Raw genomic sequence first — 15,421 nt, forward strand, 5'->3', positions numbered from 1 at the left:
TGCAGAAGGTACGACGCGGACCGTTAAAACGGCGACGCCGCCTCACGGGGAGGCGGCGTGCCGTTCACGGGGGAGGGCGATCAGAGCTCGATGTCTTCGGCGCCCGGGGTGGCGGTGGGGAAGTCCGCTTCCGGCTGCGCCGGCTTGAACGGATCCGACGGCTGGCTGGCCAGCGCCTTCAGCGCCGCGGCAACACCGGCACCGTAGGCCGGGTCGGCCTTGCTGCAGTTGTCGATGTGGCGCTGCTTGATGAAGTCCGGCGCATCGCCCAGGGCGCGGGCGGTGTTGGCGAACAGGCGGTCCTTCTGTGCCTGGTTGTAGCTGCGGAACAGGGCGCCGGGCTGGCTGAAGTAGTCGGCGTCGTCCTCACGGAAATTCCAGAAGTCGGCGTCGCCACGGATCTTCATCGGCGGCTCGCGGTACTGCGGCTGCTCCTGCCACTGGCCGTAGCTGTTCGGCTCGTAGTGCGGCAGGCCGCCGTAGTTGCCGTCTACGCGCATCGCACCATCGCGGTGGTTGCTGTGCACCGGGCAGCGCGCGGCGTTCACCGGAATCTGGTGATGGTTCACGCCCAGGCGGTAGCGCTGCGCATCGGAATAGGCGAACAGGCGCGCCTGCAGCATCTTGTCCGGCGACGGGCCGATGCCCGGCACCAGGTTGCTCGGCGCGAACGCCGACTGCTCCACGTCCTGGTACCAGTTGACCGGATTGCGGTTCAGTTCGAACTGGCCCACTTCGATCAGCGGGTAGTCGCTCTTCGGCCACACCTTGGTCAGGTCGAACGGATGCACGCGGTAGGTTTCCGCGTCCAGCTCCGGCATGACCTGGATGAACAGCTTCCACTTCGGGAAGTCGCCCTTCTCGATCGCGGCGAACAGGTCGCGGCCGTGGCTTTCGCGGTCATGGCCGACCAGGATCTGCGCCTGTGCGTCGGTCAGCGATTCGATGCCCTGCTGGCTGACGAAGTGGAACTTCACCCAGAAGCGTTCGCTGTCGGCGTTGGTGAAGCTGTAGGTGTGCGAGCCGAAACCGTGCATGTGGCGGAAGCTGCGCGGAATGCCGCGGTCGCTCATCACCACGGTCACCTGCAGCAGGGCTTCGGGCAGCAGCGTCCAGAAGTCCCAGTTGTTGCGCGCGCTGCGCAGGTTGGTGTGCGGGTCGCGCTTCACGGCCTTGTTGAGGTCGGCGAACTTGCGCGGGTCGCGCAGGAAGAACACCGGGGTGTTGTTGCCGACCAGATCCCAGTTGCCTTCTTCGGTGTAGAACTTCAGCGCGAAGCCGCGGATGTCGCGCTCGGCGTCGGCGGCACCGCGCTCGCCGGCCACCGTGGTGAAGCGGGCGAACATCTCGGTCTGCTTGCCGATCTTTTCGAACAGCTTGGCGCGGGTGTACTTGCTGATGTCGTGGGTGACGGTGAAGGTGCCGAAGGCGCCCGAGCCCTTGGCATGCATGCGGCGCTCGGGAATGATCTCGCGGTTGAGGTTGGCCAGCTTTTCCAGCAGCCAGACGTCTTCCATCAGCAGCGGGCCACGCGGGCCGGCGGTCTTGCTGTTCTGGTTGTCCACCACCGGTGCGCCGAAGGCCGTGGTCATCGGCGTGACCGGATCATCGCCGTGCTTCTGCTTGGGCGTGGTGCTCAGCTCGCGCTGCTGCTCGGCGCCCTGCTCCGGCGACGGGGCGGTGTGATACGGGCACTTGGCGTTGTTGTTGTCGGACTGGCTCATCGGCTGGCTCCTGGTGGCGGTGAAGACGTGGGAGAAACATCTTCACTCGACTTTAGCTATGGCCAGATGAAATGAATAATCGAATGATCCATTCAGGTTGATAGATTCTGTCAATTGAAACGCAGAATCGGATTTGCACAGTCTTTCAACAGGCCTCCCGCAAGGCGAGCGGGAGGCCATGGGCGTGCGCTGCGGCTACAGCAGTGCCTTCAACCGGTACAGGGCTTCCAGCGCCTGCTTCGGTGTCAGTTCGTCCGGGTCGATCGCCGCCAGCGCGTCCTGCGCCTTGCTCGACGGTGCTGCGAACAGGCCGAACTGCTGCGGCGCATCCAACGCCTGCGGCGCCAACTCGGCGGCATGGCTTTCACCACCGCGCTGTTCCAGCTCGGCCAGGCGACGCCGTGCCTGTGCCACGGTGGCGCGCGGCAGGCCGGCCAGTGCCGCCACCTGCAGGCCGAAGCTGCGGTTCGCCGGGCCATCCTTTACCGCGTGCATGAACACCAGCGCCTCTCCGTGCTCGACCGCGTCCAGGTGCACGTTGGCGATGCCGCTGCGGCCGCCCTCGTGCTGCTCGTCGGCCAGCGCGGTCAGCTCGAAGTAGTGGGTGGCGAACAGCGTGTAGCAGCGGTTCTGGTAGGCCAGGTGACGGGCCACCGCGTCGGCCAGCGCCAGGCCATCGTAGGTGGACGTGCCACGGCCGATCTCGTCCATCAGCACCAGCGAATGGGCGGTGGCGTGATGCAGGATGTAGCTGGTTTCGGCCATCTCGACCATGAAGGTCGACTGCCCGCGGGCAAGGTCGTCGCCGGCGCCGATGCGGGTCAGGATGCGGTCGATCGGGCCGATCAGCGCACGGCTGGCCGGCACGAAGCTGCCGATGTGGGCCAGCAGCACGATCAGCGCGTTCTGCCGCATGTAGGTCGATTTACCGCCCATGTTCGGGCCGGTGATGACCAGCATGCGACGGTCCGGATGCAGATCCAGATCATTGGGTTCGAACGGCTGCTCGCGCACCGCCTCGACCACCGGGTGGCGGCCACGCTCGATCTTCAGGCACGGCTCGGCCCGCAGCTCCGGGCGCGCCCAGTCCAGCGCCTGCGCGCGTTCGGCGAAGGCGGCCAGTACGTCCAGTTCGCTCAGCGCGGCGGCGCATTGCTTCAGCGGTTCCAGTTGGCCGCCGAGGGTGTCCAGCAGCTGCTCGTACAGGTACCTCTCGCGCGACAGCGAGCGGTCACGCGCGGACAGCACCTTGTCTTCGAACGCCTTCAGTTCTTCGGTGATGTAGCGCTCGGCATTGGTCAGCGTCTGGCGGCGGGTGTAGTGCACCGGCGCGCGGTCGGACTGGCCCTTGCTGATCTCGATGTAGTAGCCGTGCACGCGGTTGTAGCCCACCTTCAGGGTGGGAATGCCGCTGCTTTCGCGCTCGCGCTGTTCCAGGTCGACCAGGAACTGGTCGGCGTGGGTGGACAGGCGGCGCAGTTCGTCCAGCTCTTCATCGAAGCCATCGGCCAGCACGCCGCCATCGCTCAGCTTCAGCGGCGGCATTTCGGCGATGGCGCTGGCCAGCAGCTGCGCGCACTCGTCGTGTTCGCCCAGCGCCGCATGCAGCGTCTGCAGGCGCGGCGAATCCAGTGGTGCCAGCACCTCGCGCACCGCCGGCAGCAGGCCCAGGCCGTCGCGCAGGGTGGAGAAATCGCGCGGCCGCGCCGAACGCAGCGCGACACGGGTGAGGATGCGTTCCAGGTCACCGAGGCGGCGGAACTGCTCGCGGATGTCCGCATCGCTGCCGCGATCGATCAGGGTTTCCACCGCATGGTGGCGCTGTACCAGCACCTCGCGCAGGCGCAGCGGGCGGTGCAGCCAGCGCCGCAGCAGGCGCCCGCCCATCGGCGTCACCGTGCTGTCGAGCACACCCAGCAGCGTATTGCGGGTGTCGCCATCAACACGCGTATCCAGTTCCAGATGGCGGCGGGTAGCGGCGTTCATCGCGATCGCCTCGCCGGCGGTTTCCATCGCGATCGAGGTCAGGTGCGGCAGGCGCTGCTTCTGGGTTTCCTCGACATAGCCAAGCAGGGCACCGGCCGCAGCGGTGGCGCGCGGCTTGTCGTCGATGCCGAAGCCGCTCAGGTCATGCAGCTTGAAGAAATTCAGCAGCTGGCGGCGGCCGCTGTCGGCATCGAACAGCCACGGCGCGCGGCGACGCACGCCGGTGCGCTGGCGCAGGAACTCCGGCCAGTTCTCCTCGTCGGGCACCAGCAGCTCGGCCGGTTCCAGCCGCGCCAGTTCGGCTTCCAGCGCGTCGTCGGTTTCCACCTCGTTGACCAGGAAGCGGCCGCCGGCCAGGTCGGCCCAGGCCAGGCCGTAGCCCTGCTTGCTGCGCGACAGGGCCATCAGTAGGGTGTCGCGGCGTTCATCCAGCAGCGCCTCGTCGGTGACCGTGCCGGGGGTGACGATGCGCACCACCTTGCGCTCGACCAGGCCCTTGGCCAGCGCCGGGTCGCCGATCTGCTCGCAGATCGCCACCGACTCGCCCAGCGCCACCAGCCGTGCCAGGTAGCCTTCATAGGCATGTACCGGCACGCCGGCCATCGGGATCGGTGCGCCGCCGGAGCTGCCGCGCTGGGTCAGGGTGATGTCGAGCAGGCGCGCCGCCTTGCGGGCGTCGTCATAGAACAGTTCGTAGAAGTCACCCATGCGGAAGAACAGCAGCAGGTCCGGGTAATCGGACTTGGCCGCGAAGAACTGCTTCATCAGCGGGGTGTGTTCCTTGGACGCCTTGGCGTTGCTGGTGTTGTCTTTTGTATCAGTCACTTGGGGCGTTTCGCGTCTTGGCAGGGCGTCGGGGCGTGGCCACGCGCAGGCATGGCCGGAGAGGACATTAGTGTAGCGACCTGGGGCGGTCGATGATCCGCGGCACCCGCGCTGGGCCCGGGGGCTGTCCGTGTGCCAACGCCTGCGCCCCTGCGCCGGCACTTTGGTTGATTTCCCCAGGGGCCCACGGTAGTGTCAGCCCCGGCGATTTCCGCCAAGCGGCCTCCATGGAAACCGGGGCGACTTATCCCCCGGGCGGGCGTTGATGGAAAGAACAAGCATGACTGCAGCCTGCATGGCCGCCGAACCTCGTTACACCTGGCGTACCGTCCTGCTGAGCATCCTGGTCGCCATCGTTCCGCTTGCCGGCTCCGCACCCTACACCTTGCTGAAGGCGGTGCTGCTGCTGGCCCTGCTGGTCACCGGCGTGGTTCTGATCCGCCGCCAGCCCGATGTCCGCCTGCGCTACCGCATCGCCCGGTTCATCGTGATCGTCTGCTTCCTGCGCCTGGCCTATGCCTTCTACAGCATCCTCTGGCACGGGCTGCGCTGGAACGAGCTGGATCTGCCGGCGCAGACACTGCTCTACCTGGGTACCGCTGCCGTGTTCGCCACTGCGCTGGACTGGCGCCTGATCTGGAAGATCTTCGCCGTGTCCACCCTGGTCTTCGGCGGGTCGTGCATCGTGCAGCACCACGTGATGGGCCTTGAACGCGCGCACGGTTTCAGTGGCGGCGAATGGACGGCGATCGAGTTCACCATGGTGACGCTGTGCATGGCGTTGTTCTCGGTCATCCGGTTGATCCAGCCCAATGTGCATCCGGCCGAACGCTGGCTGCACGGCGTGGCCATCGCCGTTGGCGTCTACGGTTCGATCCTGGCGCAGAGCCGCGGGCCGATCCTGGCGTTCATTCCCGCCATGCTGATGGTGATTGCGGTGCACGTCCGGCGCACCCGGCGCTGGCGGGGGGCACTGGCCTTCGTCGGTGCCCTGGTCATTGGCGTGGTCGGTGCCACCTCGGTGCTGAACCATGAGGTGATCCAGCGCTTCGGTGAGGTCAGTGGCGAGATCTCCGGTTTCAACCAGGAAAACGAGGTCGGCTCGGTCCGTGAGCGCATCGCCATGTGGGGCGTGGCGGTCGACGCCTTCGCCGAGCATCCCGTGGCGGGGGTGGGCCTGAACCAGTTCGGTACCTATGCACGTGAGGGCATCGCCCGCGGCGAGGTGTCCGAGTCGATCTTCCGCTACAACCACCCGCACAACGAGTACCTGGAAGCGGCGGTGACCGGTGGCGTGCCGTTGCTGCTGATCATGCTGCTGGTCTTCATCCTGCCCGGCATTCATTTCGTGCGACGTCTCGGCCACGCCGACGACATCACCGCGATGATCGCCACCGCCGGACTTGCCGTGGTCATCGTCTATGCGCTGTCGGCGTTCACGGACAACGTGTTCTACCGGGCGATGCCGCATTCGTTCTATTTCTACCTGGTGCTGGGCTTCATGCTGGCGACCGCCTTGCCTGCGCGCGACCTGCGCCGGCCAGGGAGTCCCTCCTGATGGCGCATATCCACCTGCTGGCCGCCGACAACCAGCGTGGCCTGTCCCATGACATCCAGGTGATCGAGCGCTCGTTGCAGCAGCTCGGGCACACGGTGACGGTCAGCCGTCTGGACGCGGTGCGCAATGGGGGGGCCTGGAAGCTCCGCGGGATGCGCCTGCGCAGGCTGCTGGCCTCGTGGCTGAGCCTGGGGCGCACGCCGGCCCGGTTCGACATCAACATCTCGCTGGAGCATGTCCGGCCGGCAAGCTTCGGACTGGCCGAGGTCAATCTGTTGATTCCGAATCCGGAATGGGTGTCCGCACGCAGCCTGCGGATCCTGCCGCGGTTCGATGCGTTGTTGACCAAGACCGAAGACGCTACGCGCATCTTCAACGCACTGGGCATGCGCGCGCTGGAAGTCGGTTTCTGCAGCCGTGACCGCTACGACCCGGCGGTGCCGCGCAGGTCGCGCACTTTCCTGCATGCGGCCGGTACCAGCCGCATGAAGGGCACGGCAACGCTGGTCGAGGTCTGGAAGCGCCATCCGGAGTGGCCCTTGCTGACCATCCTGCGCGGCGGCCCTTCGGACGAAGATGAGGGCGGGGCCGCGAACCTGCGGATCGTCCGCGAGCGCCTGCCCGACCAGGAGGTGCAGCGCCTGCAGAACGAACATGCGTTCCACCTGTGCCTGTCGCAGACCGAAGGCTGGGGCCATTACCTGGTGGAAGCGATGAGCTGCGGGGCGGTGGTGATCACCTGCGATGGCGCGCCGATGAACCAGATGATCGACGACAGCCGCGGCATCCTGGTTGCCGCGCACGAGGGCGAGCCCTGCCATCTGTCCAGGACCTGGCATGTGGATGAGAAGGCGCTGGAACAGGCCGTCGAGCGTGCGCTGGCGATGGACGAGGCCGAGTGGACCCGGCTGGGCGCCAATGCACGCGCATGGCACCTGGCCAGCGAAGTGGCGTTCCCACGCCGTCTGGGCGAGGCCCTGGCCAAGCTTTGAGCTGATGGGGCTGGTTGCTGCAGAGTGCTCAGCTTGGCACCAGGGTGATCTGCGGATGGCTGCCGAAGATCTCCATGACGATCTCGAAGTAGGTCTGTCCCTGGCCAAGTGACAGTGCCGTCAACTGAGCGTGGATGGCCGGACCGTTGAACCTGCCGCCCTGATCGAGTTTCGACTGCAGCCAGGCGCGTGTGGTCTCGCGGCCCAGTGCCTCGCGGCTGTGGGCGATGTCGCGCCACACTACCGTGGCGGTGGCATGACCGGCGAGCGCGCCGTAGCCCCCGTGCAGCAGGTCATCAAGCGCGTCCAGGCTTGCGCCCAGCTGCCAGTTTTCGTCGGCCATGAATACACTATTGATTTCCACGTAGAGGCTGGCGATGTCGTTGATGGACGCGCCTTCGATGTGCAGGATCCGTGTCATCTGCAGACTGTAGCCCTCCGGGGCGACGGTTGTGTCCGGCGCAGATAATCCGGGCCGCCCTGGATGGGGTGGCGTTATTATGGCGTTAATCCTTCGTGATTTTCATCGGGCGCTGGCGTGTCAGCGCTATTCGATAAGGTTATGGCGCCATTATCGGTCGCCGCATTTTCTGACTGCCTGCACAGTTCCATATATTTGGATCGGTCCATATATAAAGTCCCGTAAAGTTTCCCTCCGCTGCGCCGCCATCGAACGTACGGCCACGATCAAGGGAATTGAGATGCTTGCCTTACGTAATCTCCGTGTGGGATCCCGGCTTGGCGCCGGCTTCGGTCTGCTGCTGCTGTTCATCATGGCCATCGTCGGCCTGGTGCTGTATGGGAATCAGCTGAAATCCGCCCAGTTCGAGAAAGTGGTGGACGTCAACATGGTGAAGATGCGCCTGTTGAATGACATGCTTGATACCAACAACGCGGTGCTGATGCATCGTCGCCTGATGGTGATCAAGCGGGGTGACGAGTTCGACAAGGATTACCAGCGTGCCCAGGAGTTGTCGCGGACCTATGACGGTATCTGGGCCAAGTACATCAAGATTCCGCGTGACGCTACCGGCGATACCCTGGTCGCGCGCATCGAGGCGGCCCGCAAGGCCACCGATGCATCAACCCAGCAATTGCATGAGCGCATGAAGGCGGGGGATTTCGATGGTGCAGCGAAGGAGCTGCTGGCCGAGCACGGATTGGCAACGGCCTGGAATGAATCCATTTCGGCCCTGCTGCGCCACCAGGAAGCACTGACCGAACGCAGCCGCGAAGAGTACCGCGCAACCGAATCGTGGACCGGCACCCTGTCGATCGCGTTCGGGGCACTGAGCCTGTTGCTGGGGACGTTGGCGGCCTGGGCGATCACCCGCAGCCTGACCCGCCCGCTGGAAGGAGCGGTGAAGCTGGCCGACGGCATCGCCAGTGGCCGCCTGGACAGCAGCATCGACGCCACCGGCAACGACGAGGTGACCCAGCTGCTGAAGTCGATGCAGCGCATGCAGGCACAGCTGCAGTCGGTGATGGCGGCACAGGGGGAGCTGGCCCGCCAGCACGATGCCGGCAGCCTCAGCTACCGCATGGACGAGAGCGCGTTCCCCGGTGACTACGGGCGCATGGTGCATGAGACCAATGCGCTGGTTGGATCGCACGTGCAGGTACAGAACCGGCTGATCGAGGTGATGAAACACTACGCACGCGGCGATCTGTCGGTGGACATGGACCCGCTGCCCGGCGAGAAGGCGGCGATCACCCAGGCCATGGACGAGACCAAGTCCAGCCTGTCGGCGATCAACAGCGAGATCCGCCGGCTGGCAACCGCTGCAGCGGCCGGTGACTTCAGCCTGCGCGGCGATGAAGACCGCTTCGCCTACGATTTCCGCGACATGGTGGCCGGGCTCAATCGCCTGATGCAGACCACCGACGAGAACCTGGTGCAGGTGTCGACCCTGCTGCAGGCGATCTCGCGCGGCGACCTGACCGTGCGCATGCAGGGCGACTTCCATGGGGTGTTCGCGCGCATGCGTGATGACTGCAATGCCACCGTCGATCAGCTCAAGCAGATCGTCGGCCGCATCCAGTCCAGCGCCTCCAGCATCAATCTGGCCGCAGGTGAAATTGCTTCGGGCAACACCGACCTGTCGCGGCGTACCGAACAGCAGGCGGCAAACCTGGAAGAAACGGCAGCATCGATGGAGGAACTGACCTCCACCGTGAAGCAGAATGCCGAGCATGCACGGCAGGCCAATCAATTGGCCATCGGCGCGCATGGTGTTGCGTCCCAGGGCGGTGAAGTGGTGGGCCAGGTGGTGACCACGATGTCGGCCATCGAGGCCTCGTCGAAGAAGATCGCCGAGATCATTTCGGTCATCGACGGCATCGCCTTCCAGACCAACATCCTGGCATTGAACGCGGCGGTCGAAGCTGCGCGTGCCGGGGAACAGGGCAGGGGCTTTGCAGTGGTGGCCAGCGAAGTGCGTACGCTGGCGCAGCGCTCGGCGGGTGCGGCCAAGGAGATCAAGGGGCTGATCGAGGATTCGGTCGGCAAGGTCGCCGATGGCTCGGCGCTGGTCCGCCAGGCGGGCACCACGATGGGCGAGATCGTGGCCTCGGTGCAGCGCGTGACTGACATCATGGCCGACATCTCCGCCGCTTCGCAGGAACAGAGTTCGGGTATCGAGCAGGTCAACCAGGCGGTGGTGCAGATGGACGAGACCACTCAGCAGAATGCGGCGCTGGTCGAAGAAGCCAGTGCTGCAGCGCGCTCGATGGAGGAGCAGGCCAACCTGCTGGCCGAGGCGGTTTCGGTGTTCCGCACGGGGGCGGTGACCGCTGCTGCCGCGGTGCGCCCGGCGCTGGCAGCCGTGGCGGCATCGGTTGCGCCGGTACGCCGGCCCGCGGTGCTGTCGCCGCGGATCGAGCCGACGCTGGCCGCCAATGCGGGTGGCTGGGAAGAGTTCTAGAAGAGGGCAAGGCCGGCAGGGAGACGGCGCCCGTCGCGACGGCTGGTCGCGATGGGCGCGGATTTTCTTCCTGAACGTGCCATGGCCGATGAAGTGGCGGACACGCGCATTTCACTTCCGGTTGCCAACCGCGGGAGGACACTGGCGCCATACCGGAACTCAGGAGATGGCCATGAAGACCTCGACCCGATTGCTTGTGCTGGGCACCCTGCTGGCAGCTTCGTCGGTGGCCGGCGCGCAGACCTATGGCCCGCGCGATGAGGGACGCAAGTTCAACGACGGCAGCCGCGTGGTCTGCAAGAACGTGGAAGTGCAGCGCAACTCGCGCGATCCGAACCGCATCACGGGTACCGCTACCGGCGCCGTGATCGGTGGCCTGCTCGGCAACCAGGTAGGTGGCGGCAACGGCAAGAAGCTGGCCACCGTGGCAGGCGCCGTTGCAGGTGGTGCGGCCGGTCGCCAGATTCAGGGCAACAGCCAGCAGAAGAATGGTGATCGCGTGGTCGAACGTCGCTGCGAGCGCGTCTACCGCTGATTGCTCGACCCGTTACCCCTTCCACACTGCAGTACTCGGACGCCGGCCCCACGCCGGCGTTCGTCGTTATAGGAAAAGGGGACGGAGGGGATTAAGTCGCAATCCCCCAACCCGGCCGCTTACGACTTAATCCCCTCCGTCCCCTTTTTTGCGAGGAGGCGCCAGGTGGCGAGGCTGCCGTAGAGCAGCAGCAGGGCGCTGAGGGTGATCAGTTCATGGCTGACTTCGGCCAGGCTGGCATCCATCTGGTTCAGGCGCACCATCAGGTTGATGCCCGAGGTGGTCGGCAACAGCTGCGCCAGCCAGACCAGCGGTTGTGGCGTCATCACTGCCGGCCACGACAGGTTGGCCAGGAAGAACAGCGGGATCGAGGTGGCGATGATGTACTGGAAGGCGCGTTCGCGGGTTCGGAAGAAGCTGCCGACGAACAGGCCGAAGGCCACGGTGGCGGCGATGAACAAGGTGCCGCCCAGCAGCTGGCCCAGCGGGTTGCCGCCGCGCGGATAGTCCTGCACCCAGGCGGTGAAACCGGCGTAGTAGAACAGGCCGAACAGTCCGATCAGGCCGAAGCCCAATGCCATGCCCGCCAAAGTCGGCAGGTCGAAGCGCAGGCGCCGGCCGAGCGCGAGACGACGGCCGCCGAGCAGGACGCCGATGCCCATCAGCAGCGTCTGGTGCACGATCAGCTCGGCCACGCCGGGCACGATGGCGCTGCCATAGCCTTCCTGGGTGTTGTACAGCGGGCGCTGCACCAGCGTGACCGGTGGTGCCTGTGGCGCGCCCATGAAGGCGGCCTGGCCGACCACGGCATCACGTCCGAACGCGCCCAGTGCATCGGCCACGCTGCCCAGCACCCAACTGGCACGGCCCAGGTAGGCGCCGTTGCCGAGCAGCACCAGCTTGGCCGGATGGCCGCGCAGGATGTCGCGCTCCAGGTTGGCCGGGATCAGCACGATGCCTTCGGCGTGGCCGGCTTCCAGCTGCTGGCGCGCGCTGTCGATGTCTGCCGGTTGCCCGACCACGCGCGCAACACGGAGTGCATCGAGCTTGCGCAGCAGCTCGCGGCTGGTCGCGCTGTGGTCTTCATCCACCACCAGTACCGGCAGGTTGCCGGCCACCTGGTGGCGATACGCGGCCGGGTAGAAGAACGAGTACAGGATCACCGCGCCGACCATCACCACGATCGCATAGCGGTCGCACAGCACCGCCATCAGGGTCTGCCGCAGGCTGCGCCACAGTGCGCTCATGCGTCGGCCCCCGCCGGTTGCGCGGCCTCGGGCGTACGCGCGAAAGCGATCAGGCGCAGTCCACCGATGCCGCCGGCCACCACTGACATCAGCAGCAATGTGGCCAGCGGCCATACCGAAACCTGCAGCGGCGAACCGATGAACTGCTGCTGGGTCTGCAGCTTGATATAGGCGCTGAGCGGCAGCAGCTGATGCCAGACGCGGGTGAATAACGGCCCGTCCAGCACCGGGAAGGTTGCGCTGGAAAATGCCAGTGCAGTACCGATGCTGAGGCCGACCGCGGACAGCGCGGTACCCATGTCGCGGGTGACGCCGACGAAGAACAACGCGTAGGCGGCGGTGGCCAGATAGAACAGGGGTTGAGCGAGCAGCAGCAGGAGCACGCTCCCGGCCACACCATCACCGCGCAGCCAGGCCAGGTAGCCGATGCCGAGCGCGCCATACAGCGAGAACAGCAGGATGTACGGCGCGACCTTGCCGGCAATCGCCAGCCACGGCGTGCGGCCCAGCCAGGCGGGCAGGGTGCCGTCGCGGATCTCGCGGCCGAGACTGCCGGCCACCGCAAGTGCCAGCACCAGCGACAACACCGCCGGGAAGATCAATGGCAGCAGGAACAGCTCGTAGCTGCGCGCCGGGTTGTACAGGATGTCCGACTGCACCGCGATCGGTGCCGCACGCAGCTTGCCCGGGCCGACCTGCAGGCCGATGCGCTCGCGCAGCAGGCGTGCGTTCCAGGCCGAGACCGCGTCCCCGATATCGCGCGCCGCGGACTGACCGGTGGTCATGTAGGTGGCGTTGTAATAGGCGAACACCGTGCCCTGGCGCCCACGCAACGCCTGCCGGGTGACGTCGCGCGGCACCAGTACGATGGCGAACACATCCAGCCGACGCAGCTGCGAACGTGCATCTTGCATGTCCGCAGGCTGGCTGGCGATGCGCACGCCGGGGCTGGCATCGAGCATGCGCAGCAGCAGGCGGCTGTTGCTGCTGTGGTCGAGGTCGACCACGGCGATCGGGATGTCGCGCATCACCGAGGGCGTGAACATCCACGCCATCACGGCCAGCATCAGCAGCGGCAGCAGGGTGACCAGCAGCAGGTCGGCGCGGTTGCCGCGCAGCGACCGCAGCTCGCGCCGCCAGCTGGCGGCGAAGCCGCCACGGCCGGGGCTCAGTGCTGGGGCCATGCGAACAGCACGCTCATGCCGGGGCGGAAGCCCTCGATGCGGCGTACCGGGCGCACCCGCACCTCGAAGCTGCGGACGTCGTAGCCGGACGACTGGCGGGTGGTCCGCCAGGTCGCATAGTCACCGGCCGGATTGATGAAATAAACCTCGAACTCGCCGTCCTGGCCAAGCGCCGGCACGCTGCCCTGCAGCTTGCTGCCGACCTTCAGGCCCTGCATCTGCGATTCGCGCAGGTTCATCGCCACCCACATGCGGTCGATGTCGACCAGGGTGAACACCGGATAGCCCGCTGGCACCAGTTCGCCCGGGTCGGCCATGCGCTTGTTGATCTCGCCGGCCACCGGCGCGCGCCCTTCCACTTCGACGCGCGCTGCGTTGACCTCGGCCACCGCGCCCTGTGCCTGCTGCACCTGGCCCTGCGCGGCACGCTTGTCCTGCTCGCGTGCGCCGGCCAAGGCCATGTCGTACTGCGCGCGGGCGGCACGGGCCAGTTCGCGCGAGCTGGTGGCCTGGGCATGCGCTTCATCGCGCTTCTGCCGGGTCATCACCCCTTCGTTGAACAGGTTCTGCACGCGCTGGTAGGTGGCTTCAGCCAGCGTCGCACCGGCTTCAGCCCGCTTCCAGTTCGCTTCGGCGGCGCGGATGTCCTCGCTGCGCGCACCTTCGTCGGCCTTGTCGGCCACCGCCTGTGCGGCGGCCAATGCGCCGTGCGCCTGCTGTTCCTTGGCGGCCACTTCGGGGCTGTCGAGCAGGAACAGCACCTGCCCGGGCTGCACGCGGTCGCCCTCGCGCACCTTCAGTTCGGCCACGCGCGCGGTGATCTTGGCGGCCACGTTGATGGTGTCGGCATCGGCCATGCCCTGGATCTGGTCGGCCGGACTGCGCCAGGCCAGCCACAGGCCGAGCACCACCACGACCAGCAGCACCACTATCAGGATCGGGCCCAGGCGGCGCTTGGCCGGGGGCGTCGTTGCATCGTCGTGCAGCACATCACTCATGGTCGATCACCTCGTCCGCACGCCGCCGGAACTCTTCGAAACGGTCCATCTGTCCACTGACCTCCAGCAACTGTGCCAGCGCAATATCGTATTGGTAGGCGGCCTGTGCGCGCTCGACACGGGCGCCGCCGAGGCCGAGCCGCGCGTCGATCACATCCAGCGAAGTCGCCTGGCCTTCGCGGAACGCCAGCTCCTGCAGGCGCAGGTTTTCCTGTGCCTGGGCGATGCTGCTGTCGAGCAGCACGTACTGCTGGCGCGCGGTTTCCAGCTCGTTCCATGCCTTGCGCACGCCCAGGGCGACCTGGTTCTCGGCCTCGCGCAGGCCCGCTTCGGCCTGGTCCTGCTGCGCACGCGCGGCGCTGATCTGCGCCGGCCGCGAGTTCGGCGACAGGAAGGTGTACTTCAGGCCGATGCCGAATGCCCAGTCCGGATCGGTCAACATCTCGTCACGGCGGCGGAAGTCGTACTGGCCGAAGGCGAAGATCTGTGGCTTCAGCTTGGCCTGCTGCACGCGCACGCCCTGTTCGGCCTGTGCCACCATCGCCCGCAGGCGTGCGATCTGCGGCTGGCGTGCCTGCGCAGTGCGCTCGAAGCTGGCGACCGGTTCCAATGGCACGCGCTGCACGAACAGCGGCGACACCGGCTGTACCTCGCCACCACTGCGCAGCAGCGTGGCCAGCGCCGCCTTCAGCGTGGCCAGGTCGTTCACCGTTTTCTGGTATTCGCGCTCGGCCTTGTCGCGGGCCACGGTGGCCTGCAGGCGCTGGGCGCGGGTGGCGAAGCCCTCGCGTTCCAGCTTCTCTGCGTCGGACAGGTGGCGGTTCAGGCCATCGCGTACGTCGCGCCGCACATCCACTGCCTGCTCGGCCAGGCGCTGGCCGAAATAGGCCTGGGCCAGCTGCACGGTCAGCGATTGGCGCTGAGCCTCGCGCTCGGCGCTGGCCTGCTCGTGGGCAGCGCTGGCGGCACGTTGCGCGGCCGGAATCACGCCGCCGGTGTACAACGGCAGCACCGCCGTCACCACCGGGCGGGTACGCCAGTCGCGTTCGGTGAACGACAGCGGCGAGTCGATGCCATAGGCCTCGGCCACCGGTGCCAGCGAACCCAGTGGCAGGGTGAGGGTCTTCTGGAACTGCAGCCGGCGCACTTCGCCGGTGATCTCCGGCAGGCGCAGCAGGCGCGTGGCGTCCTGCAGGTCCTGCTTGTTGCGCACCGCTGCATCGGCGGCGGCCAGTGCATCGGAGACCTGCTCCAGGCGCTGGCGTGCCTGTTCCCAGTCCAATGCGGGTGCATCGGTGAGGGTCTGCGCCTGCGCAGCCAGTGGCAGGCAGGTCGTCAGCGCCAGCGCCAGCGCGGCCTTCGCGCAGTGCATCCTTGTACGTCGGCCGATCACGCCCATGCCGTCCCAATGGTGAAGAAGTGCGCAAACGGTAGTGCGCGCGGCGTGA

11 protein-coding genes are annotated in these 15,421 nt (G+C 66.6%); 4 read left to right on the forward strand and 7 right to left on the reverse strand.

Annotation, left to right across the window (positions count from 1 at the left end; all coding sequences use genetic code 11):
- Positions 1-80: 80 nt before the first annotated feature.
- Together V3B48_RS01845 and mutS are read right to left on the reverse strand one after the other, a co-directional pair.
- Positions 81-1,592: a catalase gene (locus V3B48_RS01845; protein WP_329893123.1), complete on the reverse strand. Its 1,512-nt coding sequence runs from the start codon at positions 1,590-1,592 to the stop codon at positions 81-83.
- A 327-nt stretch (positions 1,593-1,919) separates the two neighbouring features.
- Positions 1,920-4,475, reverse strand: coding sequence for a DNA mismatch repair protein MutS (mutS, locus tag V3B48_RS01850; protein ID WP_329893124.1), 2,556 nt, complete (start codon positions 4,473-4,475; stop codon positions 1,920-1,922).
- 340 nt (positions 4,476-4,815) lie between these two features.
- Here mutS and V3B48_RS01855 point away from each other — a divergent pair, with 340 nt between their 5' ends.
- Positions 4,816-6,093 carry an O-antigen ligase family protein gene (locus tag V3B48_RS01855; protein WP_032127545.1) on the forward strand — a complete coding sequence of 426 codons (1,278 nt, stop codon included), beginning with the start codon at positions 4,816-4,818 and terminating at the stop codon, positions 6,091-6,093.
- Positions 6,093-7,085, forward strand: coding sequence for a glycosyltransferase (locus V3B48_RS01860; protein WP_329893053.1), 993 nt, complete (start codon positions 6,093-6,095; stop codon positions 7,083-7,085). The genes V3B48_RS01855 and V3B48_RS01860 overlap by 1 nt, the downstream gene beginning before the upstream one ends.
- Before the next feature lie 28 nt (positions 7,086-7,113).
- Here V3B48_RS01860 and V3B48_RS01865 read toward each other — a convergent pair whose 3' ends face one another.
- Positions 7,114-7,506 (reverse strand): ribonuclease inhibitor, encoded by a 393-nt coding sequence (locus V3B48_RS01865; protein WP_329893054.1) that lies wholly within the window; start codon positions 7,504-7,506, stop codon positions 7,114-7,116.
- Between the two features lie 280 nt (positions 7,507-7,786).
- Between V3B48_RS01865 and V3B48_RS01870 the strand changes: the two genes are divergently transcribed.
- Both V3B48_RS01870 and V3B48_RS01875 read left to right on the forward strand, forming a co-directional pair.
- A complete protein-coding gene (locus V3B48_RS01870; protein WP_032127542.1) occupies positions 7,787-10,009 on the forward strand; it encodes a methyl-accepting chemotaxis protein in 2,223 nt (740 codons plus the stop codon).
- Positions 10,010-10,175: 166 nt separating this feature from the next.
- A complete protein-coding gene (locus tag V3B48_RS01875) occupies positions 10,176-10,544 on the forward strand; it encodes a glycine zipper 2TM domain-containing protein (protein WP_032127541.1) in 369 nt (122 codons plus the stop codon).
- A 119-nt stretch (positions 10,545-10,663) separates the two neighbouring features.
- Here V3B48_RS01875 and V3B48_RS01880 read toward each other — a convergent pair whose 3' ends face one another.
- Genes V3B48_RS01880 through V3B48_RS01895 form a run of 4 tightly spaced genes read right to left on the reverse strand, consistent with a single transcriptional unit; the run spans position 10,664 to position 15,372 of the window.
- Positions 10,664-11,791: an ABC transporter permease gene (locus V3B48_RS01880; protein WP_329893055.1), complete on the reverse strand. Its 1,128-nt coding sequence runs from the start codon at positions 11,789-11,791 to the stop codon at positions 10,664-10,666.
- Positions 11,788-12,975 (reverse strand): ABC transporter permease, encoded by a 1,188-nt coding sequence (locus V3B48_RS01885; protein WP_329893056.1) that lies wholly within the window; start codon positions 12,973-12,975, stop codon positions 11,788-11,790. Before V3B48_RS01885 ends, V3B48_RS01880 begins: the two co-directional genes overlap by 4 nt.
- Positions 12,960-13,973 (reverse strand): efflux RND transporter periplasmic adaptor subunit, encoded by a 1,014-nt coding sequence (locus tag V3B48_RS01890; RefSeq protein WP_032127538.1) that lies wholly within the window; start codon positions 13,971-13,973, stop codon positions 12,960-12,962. Before V3B48_RS01890 ends, V3B48_RS01885 begins: the two co-directional genes overlap by 16 nt.
- Positions 13,966-15,372: a TolC family protein gene (locus tag V3B48_RS01895; protein ID WP_180860209.1), complete on the reverse strand. Its 1,407-nt coding sequence runs from the start codon at positions 15,370-15,372 to the stop codon at positions 13,966-13,968. Before V3B48_RS01895 ends, V3B48_RS01890 begins: the two co-directional genes overlap by 8 nt.
- Positions 15,373-15,421: the final 49 nt, after the last annotated feature.

The sequence above is a fragment of the Stenotrophomonas sp. SMYL20 genome (assembly GCF_036320045.1).
Lineage (GTDB): Bacteria > Pseudomonadota > Gammaproteobacteria > Xanthomonadales > Xanthomonadaceae > Stenotrophomonas > Stenotrophomonas maltophilia_A.

Excerpts from the sequence above, each read along its gene's own strand:
- V3B48_RS01845 (WP_329893123.1), bottom strand. The coding sequence starts at position 1,592 with ATGACCACGGCCTTCGGCGCACCGGTGGTGGACAACCAGAACAGCAAG.
- mutS (WP_329893124.1), bottom strand. The coding sequence starts at position 4,475 with ATGAAGCAGTTCTTCGCGGCCAAGTCCGATTACCCGGACCTGCTGCTG.
- V3B48_RS01855 (WP_032127545.1), top strand. The coding sequence starts at position 4,816 with ATGACTGCAGCCTGCATGGCCGCCGAACCTCGTTACACCTGGCGTACC.
- V3B48_RS01860 (WP_329893053.1), top strand. The coding sequence starts at position 6,093 with ATGGCGCATATCCACCTGCTGGCCGCCGACAACCAGCGTGGCCTGTCC.
- V3B48_RS01865 (WP_329893054.1), bottom strand. The coding sequence starts at position 7,506 with ATGACACGGATCCTGCACATCGAAGGCGCGTCCATCAACGACATCGCC.
- V3B48_RS01870 (WP_032127542.1), top strand. The coding sequence starts at position 7,787 with ATGCTTGCCTTACGTAATCTCCGTGTGGGATCCCGGCTTGGCGCCGGC.
- V3B48_RS01875 (WP_032127541.1), top strand. The coding sequence starts at position 10,176 with ATGGCCATGAAGACCTCGACCCGATTGCTTGTGCTGGGCACCCTGCTG.
- V3B48_RS01880 (WP_329893055.1), bottom strand. The coding sequence starts at position 11,791 with ATGAGCGCACTGTGGCGCAGCCTGCGGCAGACCCTGATGGCGGTGCTG.
- V3B48_RS01885 (WP_329893056.1), bottom strand. The coding sequence starts at position 12,975 with ATGGCCCCAGCACTGAGCCCCGGCCGTGGCGGCTTCGCCGCCAGCTGG.
- V3B48_RS01890 (WP_032127538.1), bottom strand. The coding sequence starts at position 13,973 with ATGAGTGATGTGCTGCACGACGATGCAACGACGCCCCCGGCCAAGCGC.
- V3B48_RS01895 (WP_180860209.1), bottom strand. The coding sequence starts at position 15,372 with ATGGGCGTGATCGGCCGACGTACAAGGATGCACTGCGCGAAGGCCGCG.